We start from the raw sequence: 22,382 nt of genomic DNA, 5'->3' as shown, positions 1-22,382 counted from the left end.
TTCGGTTGAGGGGCTGTTCTTTTGGATACTGTTGTCTGAATTGCATACAAGTTGTATGAGTGACTGGCAACCAAACTACTTCTATTTAACTAATGTTAGTCAGGAGCCGCTTACTCCACCTTTACCGGTTCCCCACGCAAGTGAGTATTCGATTCCGCACCGCTTTCTAACGGTTTTGCAAAAATTCCAGTAAGTTTTGCTACTACTAACAAAACTAACAGGATTGCTAAACAAACAAGTCCTACAATTAGCGAACTGCTTTTCAGCATAAGAACCGGGATAATGGAGGTAATAAGTCCTCCCCCCAGGAACGGACTATATAACGGGGCTCTCAAAGCATATGCTTTGCCGGAATCTGTCTCCATTTCAGGATCTACTGTTCGAAGGAGCAATAATCCAACAGCTGCCACTCCAGTGTATGATCCATAGTGAACAATGGCGTTCTCAAACCAATTCTCCGGGAAGAATCTTTTGCCTAAATAGTAGAAATACCAGATCATCATACCGAGTGTAACCGCTGTCAGAATTAACAACGGAACAAAATACTCAATGACGACAGGAATCTTAATGGAAGCTACTGCTCCAATGATTAGGAAATCCAGGGCAAAGCCTTGAATCCTTTTAAACGTGTCCAAGTTGATCATTTCCATGTATTTCGTTCTTGAAATGACCATATTGACTAATAAACCACCAATCATGGCAAGTGGGAATAAAGGAATTCCCGGGACGTAGATTGTAATCGCTTTCTGCATGAACCAACCGATAAGCGTGGCAATTGCAATGAGCCCCATATGGAACGCGAACCCCTCGACAAGATCGGGATTCAGTGTATTAACTGAACTGACCGTTTGCTTTTCAATAGGCAGAATATCATTTGCACTATTACTATCAAGAGTCTTAGCGTCTTTAATCACTGAGGTATAGCCTTTTCGCACACCGTGGTTGATCATAATAATACCTGATACTATTCCTAACACAATACCAAGCGTAGCAGCAGTTACCCCTAAAGAGGCACCACTTTCCCAGCCGAGATCCGTATACACTTCGGTCATCCCAGCGGCCGTTCCATGTCCACCCGCCCAACCGACTTCAATAATGGAAGCAAACATCTGATTCAAGTCAAATAGTGGAATCAAGATTAATGCTGCCACAATGAGTGGCACAGAAAGTTGTAATAAGCTCCCCGTGTAACTATAAAGCAAGTGCCTAGTCACTAACTTAGATGTTCCTTTTTGCTTCTCATTCTTCATTCCGATAAGCATTGGAGCGAAAACGATGGTAATTAGAATTCCTGCGATTCCTCCCCAAGTACCCACCATTTCGGCTGAAAACAATTTTACTCCATAAGGTCCAAATGCTAGACCTATGAAACCGGCAATTAATGATGCTGGAATGAAATACTTTTTAAAGATTTTCACTTTCACTCTGACAAATACACCAACTGTCAGAAGCGCCCCCATGACTATAAAGTAAAACAGTAATGCATTCAATGTTCCTGATGAAATCAATTCATTTGGAATCATGCCAATCCCCCTCATCGATTAATTATTTATTTCTTATAGCTTCGCTGAGTCCCCTGCTGTCCCCCACAGACTAAGTTCTTGTCCAACGCCCTTTTCTTTAGCCTTCTCAAAAACAATGGAGGCAAGCGCAACGTCCTGGATCCCCATGCCGACACTATTAAAATAGATGAATTCTTTGCTATTCTCCCTGCCAGACTTCACACCATTTACAACTTCCCCAAGTTGAGCGTGGATATTTGATGGATCGAATTTCCCTTCATTGTACATAATAGAAATCGTTTCCACACCTCTATGCTTCAATTCTTCCCAATCATCTACAACAATTTTATCAGCTTTGTCGATTACACCGAACTCACACTCATGGCTGCCGACATGAATGTACAGTGTTCCTTCTCCAATCCATTCCGGCTTAACAATTGGTGTCTTAGTAACAGTTGCCGTAATGACGATATCCGAATCCCTCACAGCTTCTTCTGCCGTATCACAAACAACAATCGGAAGATTTGTCTTCTCTGACATTTCATTGGCAAATTCCTGTGCCCGCTGTTTATTTAAATCTGTAATTTTTACTTTTTTCAAGTTCTTCATCACATGTGCCATTGCCATCAACTGTGTTTTATTTTGCGCTCCTGCACCTACTAGACCTAATACTTCTGAATCTTCCTTGGCAAGATATCTTGCCGCCACTCCAGAGTTCGCACCAGTTCGCATAGCACTCAACAGCATACCATCCATTACTGCTACCGGAACTAAAGTTTCGTAATCATTCAAAATAATAATCCCAGTCGCCCGTGGCAGGTTAAACTTGTCAGGATTTTGGGGAGCACTTGAAATCCACTTAATCCCGACCGAATTGTAATCGCCGCCTATTGAAGCCGGCATTGAATTGATGCGCCCCCGTGTGCTTTCAGAATCCATATCTCCCCACCGTAATACTGATTTGTTTGGAAGAATATAATCATTTTTTTGATGTAGCGAAAAAACCTTTTCCATTGCATCTACAGCAATAGCAATATCCTCTCCTCCACATTCAATAATATCTGCCTGCGATAGAAACAATAAATTATTAGACAATATTAATCTCCCCTTTTATTTCAAATTGTTATACAATATAGTCTACAACAAGTATTCTTGTTTTACAACAATAAAAATATCAAGGGAGAGATTAATTTGAAAAATTTAATTATTGGTGCTGGAAACGGCGGATTAGCTTTCGGTGCAAAATTGATAGAAAAAGGAATTGAAGTAAACCTCTATGACAAGTTTGAAGCCATTCTTCTTCCAATCATAGCAAACGATAATACGATCTATCTGCATGATGGGGAGAACCTTTTACCAAGAACATTTAACTTAGTGACATCAAATTTGGAAGAGGCATTGAAAGATGTAAATCTGATTTATGTCGTTACACCGGCATTTGCACACCAATCCGTTGCAACTGAACTTGCACAATATGTATCGGACGAGCAAATAATCGTGTTGCATCCTGGTCGAACAGGAGGGGCTTTGGAAGTTAAAAGAATTTTGGAGAACAACGGAAACGTCGGAACTATAGTTGCTGAAGCGGAAACACTTCTGTTTGCTTGCAGGAAGATTACAGACGTGGAGATTAAAATCTATGGAATGAAAGATAGTGTCAATGTTGCTGTTCTTCCTGAGACGGAAACAACTCGCGTTACGAATGAGTTGAACAAAACACTCCCCTACTTTACTAATGCTAATAGCATAATGGAGACGAGTTTAGCCAATATTGGAGCAATTTTTCATCCTACGCCATTCTTATTGAATATTGGAAGAGTCGAGAGCAAAACCGCTTTCAAATATTATCACGAGGGAATTACACCGACAATTGCCCACCTACTTGAACAGATTGATAAAGAACGACTTGAAATCGCCAAGAGCTATGGAGTGGATATTCCTTCAGCGCTAGATTGGTTGAATAAAAACTATAACTTGAATGAGAAAACATTATATGAAGCTATCCAAGCAAATAACAGTTACAGTGAAATCTACGCACCATTAGAAGTTTCGGCACGTTATGTATTGGAGGACGTACCGATGAGCTTAGTTCCATTAAGCCAATTGGCAAAATTAAATGAAGTGAACACACCCCTAATCAATTCAATTATCGATTTAGCCATAGGTCTTTACAATCAAGATTTTAGAGAAACAGGCAGGACACTCGAAAGGATGGGACTGGATAAATCACACTCTCTTTTGGAAATGAGCCAAAAATAGGATATAATTGTGATTATCCTTAAATAGTGGGGGGCTTATGTTTTGTCATTTATCGAGAGAATGCAAGACTCACTTGGAGATCTGAGTGAAGCGAAAAAAAGAGTGGCTTATTATTTAATGGACAATTGGCTGGAAGCAGCATTCTTATCTGCAGCAAAAGTTGCCAGGAATACAGATGTCAGCGAATCCGTCGTTGTACGTTTTTCACAAGACATTGGCTATTCGGGGTTTCCTGAACTACAAAAAGAAATTCAGGAGATCTTAAAATCTAGATTAGTTAATAGAGACCCTATGGAATCAAATGAAGTTGAACCTATGACCAATCAGCATCCAGAGTTACAAAAAGTCTACGATCTTTCTTTAGGAAACCTGAATGAAGTGTTAGCAAAGAATACAATTGAAGCATTCAACGAAGTTTTAACGGATATTATTCAGGCAAAGCGTATAGTGATTTTAGCCCGTAAGAACTCGCTAGGTCCGGCACACATTTTAAACGTTCACATTAACGAAGTGTTTTCAAAGTCTCAAGTAATTAACGGAGAGAGCGTGGAAGCGTTGGATATTATTAGGGGCTTATCAGCAGAGGATATTGTAATTAATATCGCTATCCCTTCCTATTCGAAACGAATCCGCCAATTCAGCGACTATTTGTGTGAAAGAGGGATACCGCAAATAGCAATTACCAATACATTCTCAAACCCTTTTGCAAAAAATGCGAAATGCACGCTTGTGACTAGCGTAAACTCACTATCCTACTCAAACTCCCACTTAGGAACCGTTTTCATCATCGATGTATTAATTTATTTACTGACGTTGGAAAGCAAAGGCGAATTGGTAAGGAAACTTGAAGAGATTAACACACTAAATGAGCGGTTTGGGATTATATTTGACGGATAATACTTTAAAAACCGTCCTCACTTTAAAGTGATTAAAGTGGGTCCGTGCTCGTTTTCAATTCGTGTTTTCTCTGTTTGAAAATAGCGTTAAGCATAATTTGGAGCCATTCAGTATGTATGCAAATTTGCTGACTATAGGACCGAGGACCCCAACTGTATTAAATAACCTCTTGTATAGTTAATTTTCATGCGTACACGCATGAAACTAATATACAGGAGGTTTTTTGATCATTTATAGAAGCATTCTTAAACATTTTTTCTAATTCGGTGCCAGTCACCCACACAATTAGATTAGCTAGATGCAAAGAAAAGCCGCTTGACCTAATAATCGGTCAAACGGCTTTTCTGTTTTATAACACGAAGAAAAAACAGGACTTTTAAAGATGGGATTCAGTTTATGTGAGTTGCAATCGTCATGAAATAAACAATTTAGCTAAATTAGGAAACCTTGTTTTTTTATAATCGCGTCATAGAAATACCTACATCACGCAATCTACCCGCAAATTTCAATTACGCTGGTACTTGATGTATCCCCTTCAAACACAAAAGTCCAAAACCAACTGCAGAAGTCCATACCTCCCCCGAAAAGTCCATTAATCAACCTAAAAGTCCATAATCACCCGTAGAAGTCCAAAACTTCACCGAAAGGTCCCATAAAAAGCCGATTACGCAATTGCTTGAGTGACTGGCAACCACAATAGAATAGATTCCCGAACAGACACCTGATTTTAACCAGATTGTACTTGGTCATACGGGAAACGGTATGTCTCTTTTTTCGGTTTTAAAAGTAAAAAGAAGAGCGTTAAAGGCCCGATTCGACCAAGAAACATAACGATACATAGTAAGACTCTTCCCACATCTGTGAGATCTTCCGTAACACCCATCGATAATCCAACTGTCCCAAAAGCTGAAAAGACTTCAAATGCTAGCGGGAATACAGGGATGGTTTCTGTAATGGCCAATACGAATAAAGAGCTAAAAATAATCATTATGCTCACCGTCGCAATTGCTAACGATCGAAAAATAATCTCGAACTTTATCGTTCTTCCGAAAACATGGGGTTCTCGTATGGCTCTAAAATAGGAAATGGTCGCAATAAGAATGACGATAAACGTAGTTAATTTAATACCCGATGCTGTTGAGGCACTACCACCACCGACAAACATTAGGAACATCGTAACTAACAAAGATGAATCTTCCATGTCACCAATAGAAATTGTGTTAAAACCAGCTGTTCGTGGTGAAACTGCTTGGAAATAGGAAGCCAAGACTTTATCGGCTAGTGAAAGATTTCCAATTGTATGCACATTAGTAAATTCCAAAACAAAAATCAATAGAGTTGCAACGAGATTCAGGGCAATTGTTCCCGTAACCATCAATTTTGTATGAAGGGACCATTTGTGAATCGATTTACTTTGTAAGATATCTATGACAACTACAAAACCAATCCCCCCAATTATCAATAAAGAAGATAGAACAATATTGACAAATGGATCACCGACAAACTGAGAGAGGTTGTCAGGGAATAATGAAAAGCCAGCATTATTAAAAGCAGAAATCACATGAAAAACACTGTAATAAATACCATCACGTATGCCAAACTGCGGAATCCAATGGATGGATAAGAGAATGACCGCAAAACCTTCAACAATAAAGACAAACGCCAAAATCTTTCGGACAAAACTCACCATTCCACCGAGTGTTTGTATACTAAATGTTGCTTGTATATAAATTCTTTTTTGCATGCCAACCTTTCTACCAAGTAGCACTAATAGAAAGACTGCAAATACCATTAAACTTATTCCACCTATTTGAATAAGGAACAGCAGAACTATTTCACCAAATAAAGTAAGTGTCGTTCCGGGATCGAAAACGACTAAGCCCGTCACTGTCGTTGCCGAAGTAACCGTAAAGAAGGCATCTATCCAAGAAATCGGATGTTCAGTTGCAATTGGTAGTTTTAATAACAACGTGCCGATAACAATAAGCAAAAATAAGTTTCCTGCAATCACTACTGGTGGAGAGAGATGTCGTTTACTCTTCTTCTTTTTCATAAGACAATCTCCTGTCTAAGTTATGATTAAGTGCTCATTTAAAGTGCCACTGCGGCATGTTGCCTACCAAGAACTTACTTTTTTTCAGCATATTCCACGTAAGAATCGATGTCAATAGTTAGTGTTAAGTGCAGGGTCCGATTTTTTCATCTTCGGACTAAATATCTCTTGAATAATGGAAGGTCCGAACATATCCGTTCCTTTTGTTTCTGCTGAACTCTTTTTTAAATAAACCTACATTCTCTATCGATATGCCACGTTTTACTTCAAACTGGCGTTAGCACTCGAAAACAATGTTAATCCAAACAATCTAAATAATATTGTATGTTTTTAAAAAAGCTTATTCTATCTTATTTTCATTTTCGGATTCAAAAAATGTTGTGGATCGTCTGAATTACATCTTACGCCTATCCAATAGGTTCTTGTCCACTCACTTACTCCGCACATCCGCAATCCGGTACGAGCCGTCCATATCGATGACGACCGTATACTCCTTTTCTTTCTCGTAGTACTTTTCCTGACCTGCGTTGTTGCGGAAGTTGAATGTCTCATACGTCGATACAATGGAGTGATTATCAAAGATTTGTACATCTGTCACACGATTCTCAAGAAATTCAAACAACATCCCTTCCCCTGAAATTTCGTCAAGATAATCGGCATACTCCCAATAAGCTGTGCTGCCCGGAGCCAGATATGGGTCGATCCAGTTGAAGCTTTCATGGTACAGCGCCAGTTCATATTCTGTACGGAACTCCAGTATGAAATCCCCGAGCCATTCATCATAGAAATAGGCGTCCCCCGTATACTCATCGTATTCGTAGTCTTCTTCATAATCGTATGTTTCATAGGATTCATAGTAGTCATAGGAATTATCACTGTCGGAATCATTCCCATAGGAGCCCACAGGAAGATAATAATCGTACACACCCGCCACTGCTGCGACTTGCCGGTCCGTCATCGGATTGGTCATCCAGTCTTCAATAAGCGGTGTCACACTGTAAAGTGGGATAGAAAAACCAAAACGCCTGTTTTTATTAAGCAGCAGCGAATTGATGCCGACTACTTTACCGCTTTTTGCGTCAATCAACGGACCTCCACTGCTCCCGTTCTCGATCTGCACATCCACCTGGTACACTTTATCGTAAATGTACTCGTCAACAAAATCCCGACCTACACCTGTTAAGTAGCCAATGGATGCCGTATTTTGCAATCCATTCGGACTACCAAGCGCAATCACTTCTGTACCGACTTTTGTATCACTTGCTTCCGATGCAAGCGGCACAAGATTCTTGTAGGCCTCTGATTGAATAAGCGCAACGTCGTATTTGTCCGAGATACCGATCACTTTACCAGGCGCTTCCCGGCCGACGGAATTTTTCACGATAACATCGGTATAGCCGGATACGACATGGGCATTCGTCACGATAAAGCCGCCTTTCGCATAAAGAAAACCGGAGCCCTGCCCGCCTGCCGTTAGGATGGTGAACACGCGCGGCAACGTCTCTTGAATCAGTTCTGTCTTCTCTTTTTCCACCGTTTTCTTGTCAGGCCGTTCCACGACTTCCTGTTGGATGATCGTCACAGGTTGCGGAACGACTGTTTCTTCCACTTCCGTCTCCGCCAATGCCGAATGTTACAGCGCTTCCTTTTTCGTAATCTGCATATATACATAACCCGTTCCGCCTAGCACACCAAAACAGAGGACGGCAATAAGAATCATCCACCAAGCACGGCTCTTCTTCCGTATCGGTTGACCGCAACCCCCGCAGAAATTCGCTTCTTGTTCATTTTTCACCCCGCAATTTGGACAGAACATCCCAATCCCTCCTTCACCATACTCATTTACCTATATATCGGTCTTTCAGATTAGTGTTTTAGGCTCAGTAAATCAATTCCGTTCCATTAATGTGCATAACCCAAGAGAAAAGTCTCTCGCCTAAGCTGGAAGTCTTTTCTCTCTAATGGAATTGTATGAATGACCATTTTCCCTCATAAAACCTCATAAAACAGCCCCTCAACCTATTGCTCGGTTGAAGGGCTAGATTTTTGCTAATGCTACCGTTGTCTGAATCAATTTGTATGAATGACTAACACCCCTAAAAAAACTCATTCATCTGAATAAAACCTCATAGATCCTCATAAAACCTCATATATCCTCATAAATCCAAGTCGTACAACTGACTGGCATCCCGACTAACTTTTTTCAACAACTACGGTGACGCGGGGGTGTAATTGGAGAATGGATGCCGGAAATTGTTCTTCCATTTTCCCATGGATGAGACGTTGGTACGCTTCCGCTTTGGCCGGTCCCGAAATGAGCAGTAGGATTTCTTTGCTAGCCATGATCGTTGCGATCCCCATGGAGATTGCCTTTGTCGGAACCAGATCAAGATTTCCGAAAAATTTCTGATTTGCTTCTCTTGTCGATGGCGTCAGATCTACAATATGCGTACGGGAAGAGAATGGCGTTCCTGGCTCATTAAAACCGATATGGCCATTTCGGCCGATGCCGAGAATTTGCAAGTCAATGCCATCCGCATGTTGAATGCGTTCTTCATAGTACTGCGCTTCGGCTACCAAATCAGGGGCGTCCCCTTTCGGTATATGCGTCTGTTGCTTATCAATATCAATCTGGTCAAATAGATGGTCGTTCATATACGTGCGATAACTTTGTTCGTGCCCTTCATCCAATCCCACATATTCGTCCAAATTGAAAGTCGTCACGTGCTGATATGATGTTCCATTTTGCTCGTAGTCGTGGACAAGCTTTTCATATAAACCGATCGGGGTGCTACCAGTGGCAAGTCCAAGCACTGAATTTGGCTCTTTGCGCACCTTTTGGATAATAATTTGAGCTCCTACTTCACTCAGTTCTTCGTATGTTTCCACCTCAATGATGCGCATGACGTCCTCCTTTTGCGGTAAACGCCAGCGTCCCGCGACAAAATGTCATGCTGACGTCATGATGTTGATCGAGTATAACGATATCTGCATCCTTTCCAATTGTAAGACTACCTTTCCGCCCAAATAGATTCAGGTGTTTTGCCGGATTTTCTGAAGCCATCGTAATCGCTTCCGGTAAACCGCATCCCGTAAACGCCATCATATTTTTCACGGCATTTCCCATTTTGAGTACACTGCCTGCCAACGAACCATCTTCTAACACGGACATTTCCCCTGCAACGGTTACTTGTTGGCCGCCTAAATCATATTCCCCATCACCTAAATACTTCGCACGCATCGAATCCGTTATTAATATGAGCCCGTCTTTCCCCTTTTGTTTGTATGCAAGCTTCACCATTTCGGGTCGTATGTGAATACCATCTACGATGATTTCCGCTTTTACTTCATCTAATAAAAATGCCGCACCTACTACCCCAGGCTCACGATGATGTAGTCCCCTCATTTGGTTATAAAGATGCGTCACACACGTAGCCCCACACTGAACAGCCGCTACGACTTCTTCATACGTTGCATCCGAATGGCCAATAGACGTCACGACGCCCCTTCTTGTCAGCATCTCTACGATTGAGAGCCCACCTGCTTGTTCAGGTGCTAGCGTCACTTGTTTAATATGCCCGCCCGCAAGGTCTAGCCATTGCTCCAGTTGCCTTTGATCATGGGGACGAATATGACTAAGCGGTTGTGCACCTGCTCGTTTGGGGTTGATGAAAGGTCCTTCCAAGTGGATGCCAAGCACGTCCGCATGCCCAATTGGTTGAGTTCCTTCTATATAATCCTTCGCGTTAACTAATGCATTTTCGATACACTCTTCCGTTGACGTGATCAATGTCGCTAAAAAGCTTGTCGTCCCTTCTGAAGGCAACACATTCGCTATCGTTTCCAATGCTTCCGTAGTGGCATCCATCGTATCTGCATTCGCCGCTCCATGAATATGGATGTCAATGAACCCGGGAATGATTTTACAAGCAGGCTCAAGCTCAAACACTTGGCAACCTCTTTCCACATCGTGCTCAATCATGCTTCCGACATCGACAATCCTCTCTCCTTCTATCTTCACGTATCCATTTTCATGAAACTGGCCATCTACATAGAGCTGACCACCTTTTAATAAAATTGCATTCACTTTTCCAGTCATCGATTCTCTCCTCCCTTGTTGTAATCTATAAAAAAACACAGTCGTTGTATGTACAATGACCTGTGCTTGGATGAAAATCTATGATGCGCATGTAAATGAATCCAGCTGAACGGAGAGTCAGCTGAAATTCACAATACATATTCTCTTACTGCCTTACCAATATTTTCGCGCAATACTTTTCGCAATGCCAATCTTTTCATCCGACAACTTTTTCATCGGTTGACGGCAATAGCCTGCATCGACACCTTTTTCCTTCAAGATTTCCTTCAATGTCTGATAAAGTCCGTTATCCAACACATCTGTAATCAGGTCATTCGTGACATGCTGAATTTCCCGTGCTTCTGCGATCTTCCCTTGTTGTGCAAGTTCGAATATTTGTCGCGCTCTTTCTCCGTTCACATTAAATGTGCTGCCGATTGCCCCGTCTACGCCGAGTACAGCCGCGGATAAAAGCATTTCATCAAACCCCGCATAAATGAGTTTGTCTGGGAATGCTCTTCTCATTCTTTCTAGTAAGTAGAAGTCCCCTGCCGTAAATTTCACACCGATGATTTTTTCATTCTCAAACAACTCTTCAAATTGAGTCACACTCATATTGACGCCCGTTAAAAATGGAATCGAGTAGATAATCATTTTGTTATTAACGGCATTAATAATGCTGTTGTAATAATGCTTAATCTCCTCAAAGTCAAACTTATAGTAAAACGGTGTCACAGCTGAAAGTGCATCATATCCTAAGTCTGTTGCATACTTTGCAAGCTCAATCGCTTCTTTCAAATTGACTGAACCAACTTGTGCAATCAATTTCACTCGATCTTTCACTTCATCTTTCGTAATACGGAAAATCTCTTTTTTCTCTTCTGTCGAGATCATGAAATTTTCACCTGTACTACCATTAACATATAAACCGTCGACACGATTGACATCGATATTATAGCGAATAATTTCCCGTAATCCTTTTTCATTAATGTTTCCTTCTTCGTCATAGGAAACCATGAGTGCTGTAAATAAACCTTTCAAATTGCCTCTCTCCCTACTCCATTGATGAATTCACCTTGGACATTTTTGCGACAAAGCGTTTTGTAATCTCCATTGGTCTTGTAATCGCCGAGCCAATAATACAACCGTGTGCCCCCGACGTCAAAGCTTGTTCTACATCTTCCAGCGTCCAATAACCACCTTCAGCCATAATCGGTGTGTCCAGCTGTTCACTTAAGGACTTGACAAGCTCCGTATTCGGCAATGGGATATCTTTCGTGTCATCGGTGTAGCCTGAAAGAGTCGTTGCGATTAAATCAAAACCGAGTTCACTTGCACGAATGCCTTCTTCAACTGTGGAAATGTCAGCCATTAGAAGAACAGTTGGATACTCCTTTCGGATGTTCAAATAGAGCTCCTCTAGCGATTTTCCGTTAGGTCTCACTCGATTCGTACCATCCATCGCAATGATTTCAGCACCTGCTTCGACAACTTCTGAAACTTCCTTCATCGTCGCGGTAATGAAAATAGGACTGTCTGGATACTCTCGTTTTACAATTCCAATCACAGGGAGTTGAACTTCTTGTTTAATGGCCTTAATATCCTCTATTCCATTTGCTCGTATGCCAATAGCGCCGCCACGTTGCCCAGCTAGAGCCATTTTGGACATAATAAATGAACTGTGTAACGGCTCTTCCATTAACGCTTGGCAAGAAACGACGAGACCTCCTCGTAGACTTTCAATCAGTTTTTGTTTGTCCATCTGCTTACTCCCTTATTTCTGTACTTTCCAGCCATCCATCTGTTAATACAGCTTACTGGATGTGTTCTCCGAAATTTTAATCCTTATTGTTTTCGCTTCATCCACATTCTTCATAGTCAACCCCGTGCATACAAGATCGATCAAGTACAATTGGGATATTTTTGAGACGAGTGATCCGCTGTCTAACGGACTTTCCTTCGCAGAAGACAATAGAACGACGTCCGCAAATTTGGTGAGGGGCGATTTTGTATAACTCGTTAGCGCAATAATCGTCGCACCGTTTTCTTTGGCAGCACTCACAGCATCGACAATATCTTTAGAACTTCCTGTCAAACTGATTGCGACGACAACCGTTTTTTCCGTCATCGACGCGGCTCTCATCACTTGGAAATGCGCATCTGTGATGACCTCGACATTTTTCCCGATGCGCATTAATCGATTATGCATGTCTAAACCGGCAATTCCCGAGGAACCGATTCCAAATAGAACTACATCATCGGAGCAAGAAATTCGATCAATCGCTTCATCTAATGATTCTTTCTTAACCATTTCAGATGTATCGGAAATCGCTTGGATTGCGCTATTTTTTATTTTACCCATATACGTTTCACCACTGTCATCGAATGATGTAGATGACATTTCTTGTGCAAACAACAATTTGAATTCTTGAAACCCTTTCAACTGTAACTTGCGAAAGAAGCGGAGAATCGTTGCCTCTGCAACTTCACAAGCCTCTGATAACTCCGTCAATGAACAATAGAGGATGTGGTCAGGATGCTCCTGTATATACTCATAGATCTTCATTTCAGATTTTGTAAAAGTAGGTTTATATTGTTCCATTAGAATAGACGGTTTCCGTCCATTCCCGTAATAATTTGTGGACATGTTCAAAACACCACCTTACACGAATTGGTTACAAGAAAAAATTCCGTGCTGCACCTAATAAATGTGCATGATTGCCTTGTTCAGCAAGCTTTATTTGAACGTTTTTCGCATGATTTATCATAAGCTTTGGATATAGCGCTTGTTGAATGTCTTGTAGAAACGGTTCTCCTTGTTCGGAAATTCCTCCGCCGATTACGACAAATCGACCTGTTTCAGCAAAAGTCAGATCAAGGCTTCCCGCTTGCACTTGCTCAAGCATCGCTCGGTCATCCCCTAGTTGTGAATTCGGGAACAGCTTAATTGTTAAACGGCCATCACTTTCTTTGTCAACATACTCAGCTAGTTTCTCAGCAGCTTTATATTCATTTTGCTGATTACCTGCCACCATACCAAACTTCAATTCATACGACTCTTTTGAATCCCCTTTACTTGAATCGCCATCACCCGAACATGCAGCAAGTCCTAACAGCAATACGAGTGAAACCCCTAACTTTACAAATCCCTTTTTCATCTTCTCGTCCCCTCACCCATACGTATTTTTGATATAAAACGATTGTTTCCACTTCATGGGGCACTCCCCTACATACTCTCTTTGCTTGTTCTCCCCCCATTATGAAAACGGTTTCAAATCTTATTAATCTGATTCTACTAAACTGATAGTTAACTGTCAATAAATAATTTTTTATTGACTTCAAACCTTCAAAACTTACTATTCAGAGTTACATCACGTCTATATATCTAATAATCGCGTCAAAGAAATACCAACATCACGCAATCTACCCGCGAAATTCTTGATGTACCCCCTTCAACCACAAAAGTCCAAAATCCACTACAGAAGTCCATACCTCCCCCGAAAAGTCCATAAATTCACCTAAAAGTCCATAATCGCCCATAGAAGTCCATAAACAAAGTGACCCAACCGGCATTATTGATTATGATGTAAAATAGAAAGGCAATGACTATGAAATTGCTTTGTTCAAACCAAAGGAGAGTGTTTGTGTAGATGTCTTCGTTTACATTCCTAGTTGCCGATCGCCCCTTACAACAAGTAGATTACAGCGGCATTGTAGAACTCACCGTACGTGAGATGAAAGAAATGTATCCGATATCTGAGACGTTCCCCGAGCAGCCATGGCACTCGATGGACGACGACACGCGGATTTTACATGCTCCCGATCAATCCGCATTCGGGAAACTCGCTGTGTCCATCAGCGAAAACCCGCCAACGGATTTAGCCTATTATTCGGATAAGAAATACATCTATTCCATCCAAGGTAATTGGGGAAGTGACTTTCTAATAGACTTCGCAAATTATATGAAGACGTCTATCCACATAGATGATCATGCACAATTACTCCTTTTCTGGGCTGGTGACGGAATCCAGCAATTAAAAGAGCACACGGTTGCGATTGATAAAATCGAACCCGATTATCTAGAAATGCTTGAACACGAAAGAAATATCCGTTTACGATTAAAGTGAACAGAGCAAAACCCCCGTTTGTGCACGGGGGTTTTCATATTAAAACGGTGACAGTCACCCACACAATTTAGTAGTTGTATGAATGACTGGCACCCCTAAAAAGCTCATATATCTGAATAAAACCTCATATATCCTTGAAAAACCTCATAAATCTTTATAGAACCTCGTAAAACAACTCAACTCTCCAACAAAACCAAATCATCCCGCGTAATTTCCTTTTCCAACACAGAATTCCCCTGCTTATTGCTCGCCACAGCCATTCGATAATCAACCTTACGCGTCATTTCCTTCGCAATCTTCTTCGCAAGCCCTGCATTCCCGAAACTGCTATCCCGACGCGCATACATCTCTTCATAATGATGCACTAACGCACGCTTCGCTTCATTCGTCATGCCGTATCCTTTAATATAAAGCTCGGTAATCTCCATTAATTCCTCTGGTGTATAATCGTCAAAATGAAGCGTTAGCCCGAAACGTCGGCGGAGCCCAGCGTTGCTGTCTAGGAAACGATTCATCTCTTCTTCATACCCTGCGGCAATTAATAAGAACTCGCCTTGGCGATCGGACATTTTTTTCAGCAATACTTCCACTGCTTTTTTCCCGAAATCATTCTCGCCGCCACCCGCAAGTGTATAGGCTTCATCAATAAACAATGCACTACCGATCGATCGTTCAATCTGCCCAGCTGTCAGCTTCTCCGTTTCACCAATATGACTACCGACTAAATCACTGCGATCCACTTCAATCAAATCGCCCCGTTTCAACAATCCGAGCGCTTGATAAATACCCGCAAGCACACGACCAACCTCGGTTTTACCGGTCCCCGGCTTCCCAATTAACAACGTGTGGTTCATCAATTTATCAGTAGACTGATTTTCCCGTCTGTAGTATCGCATCAATTCAATCATTTCATCAATTTCAGCCTTCACCGTATCAAGACCAATAAACTGATGCAGTTCTGCACGTTTTTGAGCCAACAACACTTCGTCAATCGGTACTTCAAACGTCTTCTCCTCACGCTCTTGCACCGCCTGCAAAACGTCTTCTTCTTCAAACGTCGTCAAAACTTCTTCCGTCCATTGCGCTCGCGGAAGTTGCGCAATCCTCATCGACTGGGCAAGCCCGATTTGATCGTAAAGCATCCTTACCATTCGCGCGTTACTGAACGTTTCATCACGCATCCGATAGCGCTCCACGAACGCCTCATACACCGCTTGTTTCGCAGCAGGAGTCAGCGCATAGCTACCCTTGCACTGAACTAAAAAGATGTCCAACAACTCATCCGGCGTATAATCTTGGAACGTAATCCTTTCCGTAAACCGATCTTTCAACCCCGGATTAGACGCAAGGAACCGATCCATCTCTTCCGTATAGCCCGCCACGATGACCATGAATTCACCGCGCGCATCTTCCATTGCAGGAAGCAACGTTTCAATGACCTTCTTACCGAAATCTTTACTCGAGTTGCCCCCAGCCGCAAGCGTATACGCTTCGTCTATAAAGAGCACGCCGCCCATCGCTTCCTTAACAATCACTTTCGTTCGTTCTTCCGATTCACCGACATGCGTGCCAACGAGATCCTCCCGCTTCACTTCAATGACATGCCCTGACTTTAATAGACCTAGCTCCTTAAATAGTTGTCCGATCAGCCGAGCGACCGTCGTTTTGCCAGTACCCGGATTCCCTTGAAAAACCATATGAGGCGCGACCATCGCATTCACTTTCATGCCACGCTCCAATCTGAATTGATTAATCTCCGCCAAGTTTTTGAACTCCTGAATCTTGTCTTTCACATCTTCCAGTCCAATAAAACCGGTCAACGCATTCACCGAAACGTCTATTGCATCCGCAGTACTTGTCCCTTCAGTCGAGGCACTTCCAGTACTACCACCCAACTTACTCGTAATCGGCGGAATCTGTAAATCCGTATCGGTCAGCACAGGAACGCTATCATCCCAACGAACTAAGTCGCCTGCCCGGTTATCATTAAATGAACACCCGTTAAGAACCGGAACCGAACGCTCGAGTCGCAGACCAGCCTTCTTTCCATTCATCACTTGCACCGAATTGAATCCAGCATTCGAACAATCTTGCAAGACGATTTGATCATCAGAATGACCGTGAACTCGTGTTTCAGTCACTTCCGTACGCTCTACCTGACTCAGGACAATTCCTGACGATCGACCATCATAGATTTCACATTCCGTAATAAACACTTCTGCACATTCCGTAGCGCGGACTTGCGGTCGCTTATGATTAAATACAATTGTCCGTTCCAATGAAATAACGACTTCAGGACCCGCAAGTATGCCGTTCTTATCGCCACTCGAAATTTTGCAATCGGTTAGTTCCGCTTTCGCCGCACCATTTACTAACACATTCGAGCCCTTATGACCGAAAATAATGCAATTCGCCGCGGTCAACTCGGATTCTTTTGCGGATACGCCAGCACTATCGCCACTCTTCACTTCCGTCGCCGATAAATGGACAGCAGATTGGTCAGAAGCAAAAACTTGCACACCACTATGATGGCTAATCAAAGAATCCGATATGTTCACTTCACTACCCGTCGCGTAAACCCCTTTATTGCTTCCACTTTCAATTTCACAATCCTGAATCGTCAACACGCTTTGTTGAAACGCAGACAGTTGCGTCAGCTGATTGTACTTCACTTCACAATCGGTGAGTGTACACGTGGAATGTCCAGTCACAATCCCCCTAGACTTACCTGAAATAATTTCTGTTTTCGTCATCGAGACATGACTCTGTTCATTACACGTTATGTGGTCACCTTGTTGATTTTTAAATAAAGATTTTGCGAGCCCAACGATTGAACGACTGACGTTCATCCCTTCAGCTTCACCACTTTCAAACGTACTCGTCTCCACTTCGACACGAGAACCGTTCATAACTGCCACATGCTCAAGACGTTGGTTTTTAAAGACACAATTTTTCAGAACACCTGTCGATTGATCACAATAAATCCCTTGGGCATGTCCAACATAAAACTTCGTACTTTCTATATCCATCGAACTGTCTTGTTCCAAACGGAGTTGAACCCCACGGTTTCCAATGAATGAACTTTTCGTAATCGTTGCCCGACTCATTTCTGACAAACAAAGGCCATCTTCTTGCCCACTTAAAATGCCCGAACTCGTAATCGCGACTTCTCCCCTCGCACGCACACGAATTTGTGCAGACTTGATCGTATCTTCCACGATGCATTCAAACAAAGACAGCCGCCCTACAACATCAATACCCTGTATATTTTTTTGAAATGTCGAATTACTTACCGCTACTTTTGCAGCTGCCTCCACTCGCATTGCGACCCCTTGAATCTCAGAGAAGAGACAATCATGAAACGTCACATCTCCCGACTCAATATGTACACCATCGTCCGCTGAATTAGCAGCACCCTCTATACTAATCGATTCAATACGCACTTCTTCCGTTGTCGCGATACGCACACTTCCAGTAACACGAACTGAGTCCGCTTCACCGGATGCACTTTTAAGAACAAGCGACTTATCGACGAATAGATGTCCATCATACACACCTTCCCCAACTTCCACCGTATCACCTGGCAGCGCCGCATTAACCGCAGCCTGAATCGTTTTATAACTGGACGTATTACGCTGAGATACTTGTAAATTCGCCACGTACCTTCCCACCCTCTATCTATACAGATTAATTTTTCTCTATTACAAACACGAGTAATCGAACGGATGCTTCTATATATTAAGTATACTCGTTCGCCCGGCTACAGAGCAAAGAACTGCTCGAAAAGGAGGAAACTCCAAAAAAGACAAATCCAGATCGAATCTTTTTTGTTAATCGCGTCATAACAACACCCAATCCATGACATCCCCCGCAATCCCAAACCAGCAGCCCCTCCCATAAAAATCAAACGAATAAGCAGTCCTCAACAACAAAAGCAACTTCCACTCGCCCACTAAAACTCCAAAATCGCCCCCAAAACTCCAATACCCTCTGAAAAAGTCCAATCCACCCGAGAAAAGTCCAATAATCCTCCTAAAAGTCCATACTCTCCCGAAATAGTCCATAAAAAAAGCCAATCACGCAATCTTCCCCTGCGCAATCGGCTTATCAACTCATTCATTCGTATAGATGAATTGCGTGAGTGAGTGGCACTTCTTAAATACTCCAGTTCTCAAGATTCTCTCCACATTCCTGACCTCCATCTAAACGCTCTTCACTCTGAGAAAATGTTGTATTTCCATTTATGACTTTTTTAATGACAGCGATGATGAAGTCCAAATCTTCATCCGTACAGCTCAGCGGTGGGCACAATGTGAGGACATTATTAAATCCTGCCACTGTATCCCCATTCCGCCCAACAAGTAAGCCATTCCCCTTACATTCAGCCATAATCTTCGTCATGTATCCATTTAAAACAGGCTCTTTCTTTTCCTTATCTGCAACGAGTTCAATTCCAAGCAGAAAGCCGAATCCACGGACGTCTCCTACAAATGGATGATCTTCCAGACACTTAAGCTCCTTTAAAAGACGATCACCTAATTCCGTGGCTCGATCAAATAAATCCTCTTCATCCATAATTTCAAGATTCTTTAGCGCTACCGCACAAGCCGCCGGATTTCCGCCAAATGTGTTAACGTGCCGGAAGTGACTGTTATCGTCTCCTGTATCAAATCGATCGTAAATTTCTTTTCGGATGGCAGTCACGGATAAAGGCAAATAAGCACTTGTCAGTCCTTTCGCCATTGTCACGATATCCGGCTTGATGCCGAAATGTTGATGTCCGAATGCTTTGCCCGTACGTCCAAAACCGCAGATAACTTCGTCAATGATGAGCAGCACACCATGTCGCTTACAGATTTCCTGGACCTTTTCGACGTAAATTCGATGAGGAATCAAGATTCCCCCGCCCGTAATGAGCGGCTCCATTATGACTGCAGCGATAGTTTCTAGTTGTTCCCAAATAATTTTCTGTTCAATCTCCTCTGCACAATGACGATTATAGTCTTCTACCGTCATGCCTTCAGGGCGGCGATAATTATCTGGCGGGGCCACATGCAAAAAACCTGGCGCTAATGGTTCATATTTATATTTACGCAATGCCTGACCCGTAGCTGCTAGTGCCCCCATCGAACTTCCATGATAGGCACGATATCTCGAGATGAATTTATAGCGTGATGGATCGCCGTTTTGCTGATGATACTGCCTCGCCAATTTAAAGGCGACCTCATTTGCATCCGATCCACTATTGGAATAGAAAATCTTGTATTCGTCATCCAATAATTCATTAATCTTCTCTGCAAGTTCAATTGCCGGTTTATGGCTTTGCGTCATAGGAACGTAAGCAAGTTTTTTCATCTGATCATAGGCAGCTTGGGCGATCTCTTCCCGGCCGTAACCGACGTTTACCGACCAAAGACCCGACATCCCGTCTAAATAACGATTTCCTTCATGATCCGTCACCCATGCCCCTTTGGCACTTTCCCAAATCATCGGTGGGCTTTTCTCGTTATATGCAGAAATATGATGCCATGTATATGCATGGTCTTTTTCCAAAAGAGATTTTTCAGTTGAATCATCGCTTTTCATTATCAACACTCCTCTCTTATGTTTATCGATCCAGAAAATTGTCCCAAAAACAGAAAACCGTCCACATCAATCGAACCTACTCCGATTGATGTGAACAGTCATTTAGGAGCGAGGATCCAATAAATCCCGTATCGCATTGCTCAGCATATAAAAGCCTAAAACCATTAAAGTGATTGATATACCAGGAGCATATGTATACCATGGTGCGCTCGTCAGGAAGGACTGTGAATCTCTCAGCATCCTGCCCCAGCTTGGGTTAGGAGGTTGAACGCCTAATCCAAGGTAACTTAACGCCGCCTCGGCTAACATCGCTGTCGCGAAACTGATCGATGCCGCTACAATCAAAGGCGATGAAACATTCGGAAGTATACGGCGGAACATTATCGTGAAAGGCTTAACCCCAATTAGCTTGTCTGAAAGAACGTATTCCATATCTTTTTGCTGAATAAATCCACTTCGTGCTATCCGTGCAATTCCAGGTATTGCGATGATTCCAAGAGCAATAGACGTATTGACCATACCCGGTCCAAAAACAGCAACTAACATCAATGCTAGAATTATTCCCGGGAATGCCATAAGCGCATCCATTAGCCTCATAAAGATTTCATCTACCCAACCGCCAATATAGCCAGCCACGCCGCCAATCAATGTTCCAAAAACCACACCGATTAAGACAGTAACCGTTCCAACGAAAAAGGCTGTTTGCGTACCTTGCATGATTCTGCTGAAAATATCTCTTCCAAATTCATCCGTTCCAAACCAATGAACTGCACTCGGGCCTTTCAGCTTATCCGCAACAGACATCGTATTGACATCATGCGGCGTATAGAAAAAGCTGACAAACATCGCAAGCAGAAATGCCGACAAAATAAGGAGGCCTAAAAGCAAATTTATGTTTTTACTGTTTTGAAGTAGTAATTTCATGTGGACCTCCTTATGATAATCGGATTCTTGGATCAAGAACCGAGTAGAGTATATCGACGAAGAAGTTAACAAACAGCACGACTAACGTAATGTACATGACAATCCCCTGAACAAGCGGGAAATCACGATAACTAATCGACGTGATCAGCAGCCTGCCGATTCCCGGCAAGCCAAAAACTTGTTCCACAATAATCGTTCCAGCGACGACTTCCGCTGTGATTAAACCGAAAATCGTCAAAATGGGAATCATGGAATTTCTCAATACATGTTTGTACATGACAATTTTTTCTGTAATCCCCTTGCTTCGCACCGTTCGCACATAATCAAGCCGTAATTGTTCAAGAATCGCATTTCGAACATACCGAAACTTGACGGCGATTTGCGGAATCGCAATAGTCAGTGCAGGCAATAGTAGGGAACCTAAAGCGCCTGAAACGCTTTTTGACCACGGGACATAGCCGCTCACTGAGAAAAAACTGATATTCATGCCAAGATATAAAATTAAGAGCATCCCAAGCCAAAAGGAGGGAATCGCCATCCCCAGTTGCGTGACAGAAGACAAGGCTATATCACTAAATGTGTTTTGTCTTTTTGCAACAAATATCCCAAGGGGAATGGCGACAATGATGACAATGAATAACGTCATTGCAGCTAACGATAGGGTAATCGGCAAACGATCCAATATTAACCCCGAAACAGGTTTGGTGAACCGGATTGACTGCCCGAGGTCACCTGTAAAAATTCCTTTCACCCAGCTAAAATACTGGGTGTAAAGCGGTTGATCCAAACCGAGTTCCTTCTCCAGCATTTGAATCTGTGCTTCATCGGCCTCTGTACCTAACATAATACGGATAGGATCTCCTGGCATGACCTGAAATACAAAAAATGTAATGAGAGATACTAATGCCAATGTGATGATCAATAATACAATTCTGCGAATGATATAGGCCATATCC

Annotated in this window: 18 protein-coding genes; 3 read left to right on the top strand and 15 right to left on the bottom strand. The window is 42.4% G+C overall.

Annotation, left to right across the window (positions count from 1 at the left end):
• Positions 1-110: 110 nt before the first annotated feature.
• Together QWT69_RS03225 and QWT69_RS03220 are read right to left on the bottom strand one after the other, a co-directional pair.
• On the bottom strand, positions 111-1,523 hold the full coding sequence (locus QWT69_RS03225) for a sodium/glutamate symporter (RefSeq protein ID WP_317968916.1): 1,413 nt from the start codon (positions 1,521-1,523) through the stop codon (positions 111-113).
• A 33-nt stretch (positions 1,524-1,556) separates the two neighbouring features.
• The gene (locus QWT69_RS03220) at positions 1,557-2,405 is read right to left on the bottom strand and encodes an ornithine cyclodeaminase family protein (protein WP_431312336.1); all 849 of its coding nucleotides are present in this window, start codon (positions 2,403-2,405) and stop codon (positions 1,557-1,559) included.
• 288 nt (positions 2,406-2,693) lie between these two features.
• Here QWT69_RS03220 and QWT69_RS03215 point away from each other — a divergent pair, with 288 nt between their 5' ends.
• Together QWT69_RS03215 and QWT69_RS03210 are read left to right on the top strand one after the other, a co-directional pair.
• Positions 2,694-3,761, top strand: a complete 1,068-nt coding sequence (locus QWT69_RS03215; protein WP_317968912.1) for an NAD/NADP-dependent octopine/nopaline dehydrogenase family protein — start codon at positions 2,694-2,696, stop codon at positions 3,759-3,761.
• 42 nt (positions 3,762-3,803) lie between these two features.
• The gene (locus QWT69_RS03210; protein WP_317968910.1) at positions 3,804-4,658 is read left to right on the top strand and encodes a MurR/RpiR family transcriptional regulator; all 855 of its coding nucleotides are present in this window, start codon (positions 3,804-3,806) and stop codon (positions 4,656-4,658) included.
• 727 nt (positions 4,659-5,385) lie between these two features.
• Here QWT69_RS03210 and QWT69_RS03205 read toward each other — a convergent pair.
• From QWT69_RS03205 to QWT69_RS03165, 9 genes are all read right to left on the bottom strand, one after another.
• The gene (locus QWT69_RS03205) at positions 5,386-6,711 is read right to left on the bottom strand and encodes a TrkH family potassium uptake protein (RefSeq protein WP_317968908.1); all 1,326 of its coding nucleotides are present in this window, start codon (positions 6,709-6,711) and stop codon (positions 5,386-5,388) included.
• A 430-nt stretch (positions 6,712-7,141) separates the two neighbouring features.
• Positions 7,142-8,320, bottom strand: coding sequence for a S1C family serine protease (locus tag QWT69_RS03200; protein ID WP_317968906.1), 1,179 nt, complete (start codon positions 8,318-8,320; stop codon positions 7,142-7,144).
• A 24-nt stretch (positions 8,321-8,344) separates the two neighbouring features.
• The gene (locus QWT69_RS03195; RefSeq protein ID WP_317968904.1) at positions 8,345-8,527 is read right to left on the bottom strand and encodes a zinc-ribbon domain-containing protein; all 183 of its coding nucleotides are present in this window, start codon (positions 8,525-8,527) and stop codon (positions 8,345-8,347) included.
• A 377-nt stretch (positions 8,528-8,904) separates the two neighbouring features.
• The gene (nagB, locus tag QWT69_RS03190) at positions 8,905-9,615 is read right to left on the bottom strand and encodes a glucosamine-6-phosphate deaminase (protein WP_317968902.1); all 711 of its coding nucleotides are present in this window, start codon (positions 9,613-9,615) and stop codon (positions 8,905-8,907) included.
• Complete coding sequence (nagA, locus tag QWT69_RS03185; protein WP_317968900.1) at positions 9,602-10,810, bottom strand: N-acetylglucosamine-6-phosphate deacetylase; 1,209 nt, start codon at positions 10,808-10,810, stop codon at positions 9,602-9,604. Before nagA ends, nagB begins: the two co-directional genes overlap by 14 nt.
• 153 nt (positions 10,811-10,963) lie before the next feature.
• The gene (locus tag QWT69_RS03180; protein ID WP_317968898.1) at positions 10,964-11,830 is read right to left on the bottom strand and encodes an N-acetylneuraminate lyase; all 867 of its coding nucleotides are present in this window, start codon (positions 11,828-11,830) and stop codon (positions 10,964-10,966) included.
• A 13-nt stretch (positions 11,831-11,843) separates the two neighbouring features.
• The gene (locus QWT69_RS03175) at positions 11,844-12,551 is read right to left on the bottom strand and encodes an N-acetylmannosamine-6-phosphate 2-epimerase (RefSeq protein WP_317968897.1); all 708 of its coding nucleotides are present in this window, start codon (positions 12,549-12,551) and stop codon (positions 11,844-11,846) included.
• A 42-nt stretch (positions 12,552-12,593) separates the two neighbouring features.
• On the bottom strand, positions 12,594-13,436 hold the full coding sequence (locus QWT69_RS03170; RefSeq protein WP_317968896.1) for a MurR/RpiR family transcriptional regulator: 843 nt from the start codon (positions 13,434-13,436) through the stop codon (positions 12,594-12,596).
• A 28-nt stretch (positions 13,437-13,464) separates the two neighbouring features.
• Complete coding sequence (locus QWT69_RS03165) at positions 13,465-13,947, bottom strand: type 2 periplasmic-binding domain-containing protein (RefSeq protein ID WP_317968895.1); 483 nt, start codon at positions 13,945-13,947, stop codon at positions 13,465-13,467.
• 492 nt (positions 13,948-14,439) lie between these two features.
• Here QWT69_RS03165 and QWT69_RS03160 point away from each other — a divergent pair, with 492 nt between their 5' ends.
• Positions 14,440-14,916, top strand: a complete 477-nt coding sequence (locus QWT69_RS03160) for a hypothetical protein (protein ID WP_317968893.1) — start codon at positions 14,440-14,442, stop codon at positions 14,914-14,916.
• 176 nt (positions 14,917-15,092) lie between these two features.
• Here QWT69_RS03160 and QWT69_RS03155 read toward each other — a convergent pair whose 3' ends face one another.
• The 4 genes from QWT69_RS03155 to QWT69_RS03140 all read right to left on the bottom strand — a co-directional run bounded on the left by QWT69_RS03155 (position 15,093) and on the right by QWT69_RS03140 (position 22,378).
• Positions 15,093-18,575 (bottom strand): right-handed parallel beta-helix repeat-containing protein, encoded by a 3,483-nt coding sequence (locus QWT69_RS03155; protein WP_317968891.1) that lies wholly within the window; start codon positions 18,573-18,575, stop codon positions 15,093-15,095.
• A 496-nt stretch (positions 18,576-19,071) separates the two neighbouring features.
• Positions 19,072-20,502, bottom strand: coding sequence for an aspartate aminotransferase family protein (locus tag QWT69_RS03150; protein WP_317968889.1), 1,431 nt, complete (start codon positions 20,500-20,502; stop codon positions 19,072-19,074).
• A gap of 102 nt (positions 20,503-20,604) precedes the next feature.
• On the bottom strand, positions 20,605-21,426 hold the full coding sequence (locus tag QWT69_RS03145; protein WP_317968887.1) for an ABC transporter permease: 822 nt from the start codon (positions 21,424-21,426) through the stop codon (positions 20,605-20,607).
• 10 nt (positions 21,427-21,436) lie between these two features.
• Positions 21,437-22,378 carry an ABC transporter permease gene (locus QWT69_RS03140; protein ID WP_317968885.1) on the bottom strand — a complete coding sequence of 314 codons (942 nt, stop codon included), beginning with the start codon at positions 22,376-22,378 and terminating at the stop codon, positions 21,437-21,439.
• Positions 22,379-22,382: the final 4 nt, after the last annotated feature.

This window comes from Sporosarcina oncorhynchi, from assembly GCF_033304615.1.
In the GTDB taxonomy this organism is placed as follows: domain Bacteria; phylum Bacillota; class Bacilli; order Bacillales_A; family Planococcaceae; genus Sporosarcina; species Sporosarcina oncorhynchi.
This window is presented reverse-complemented; position numbering and strand designations above follow the sequence as displayed.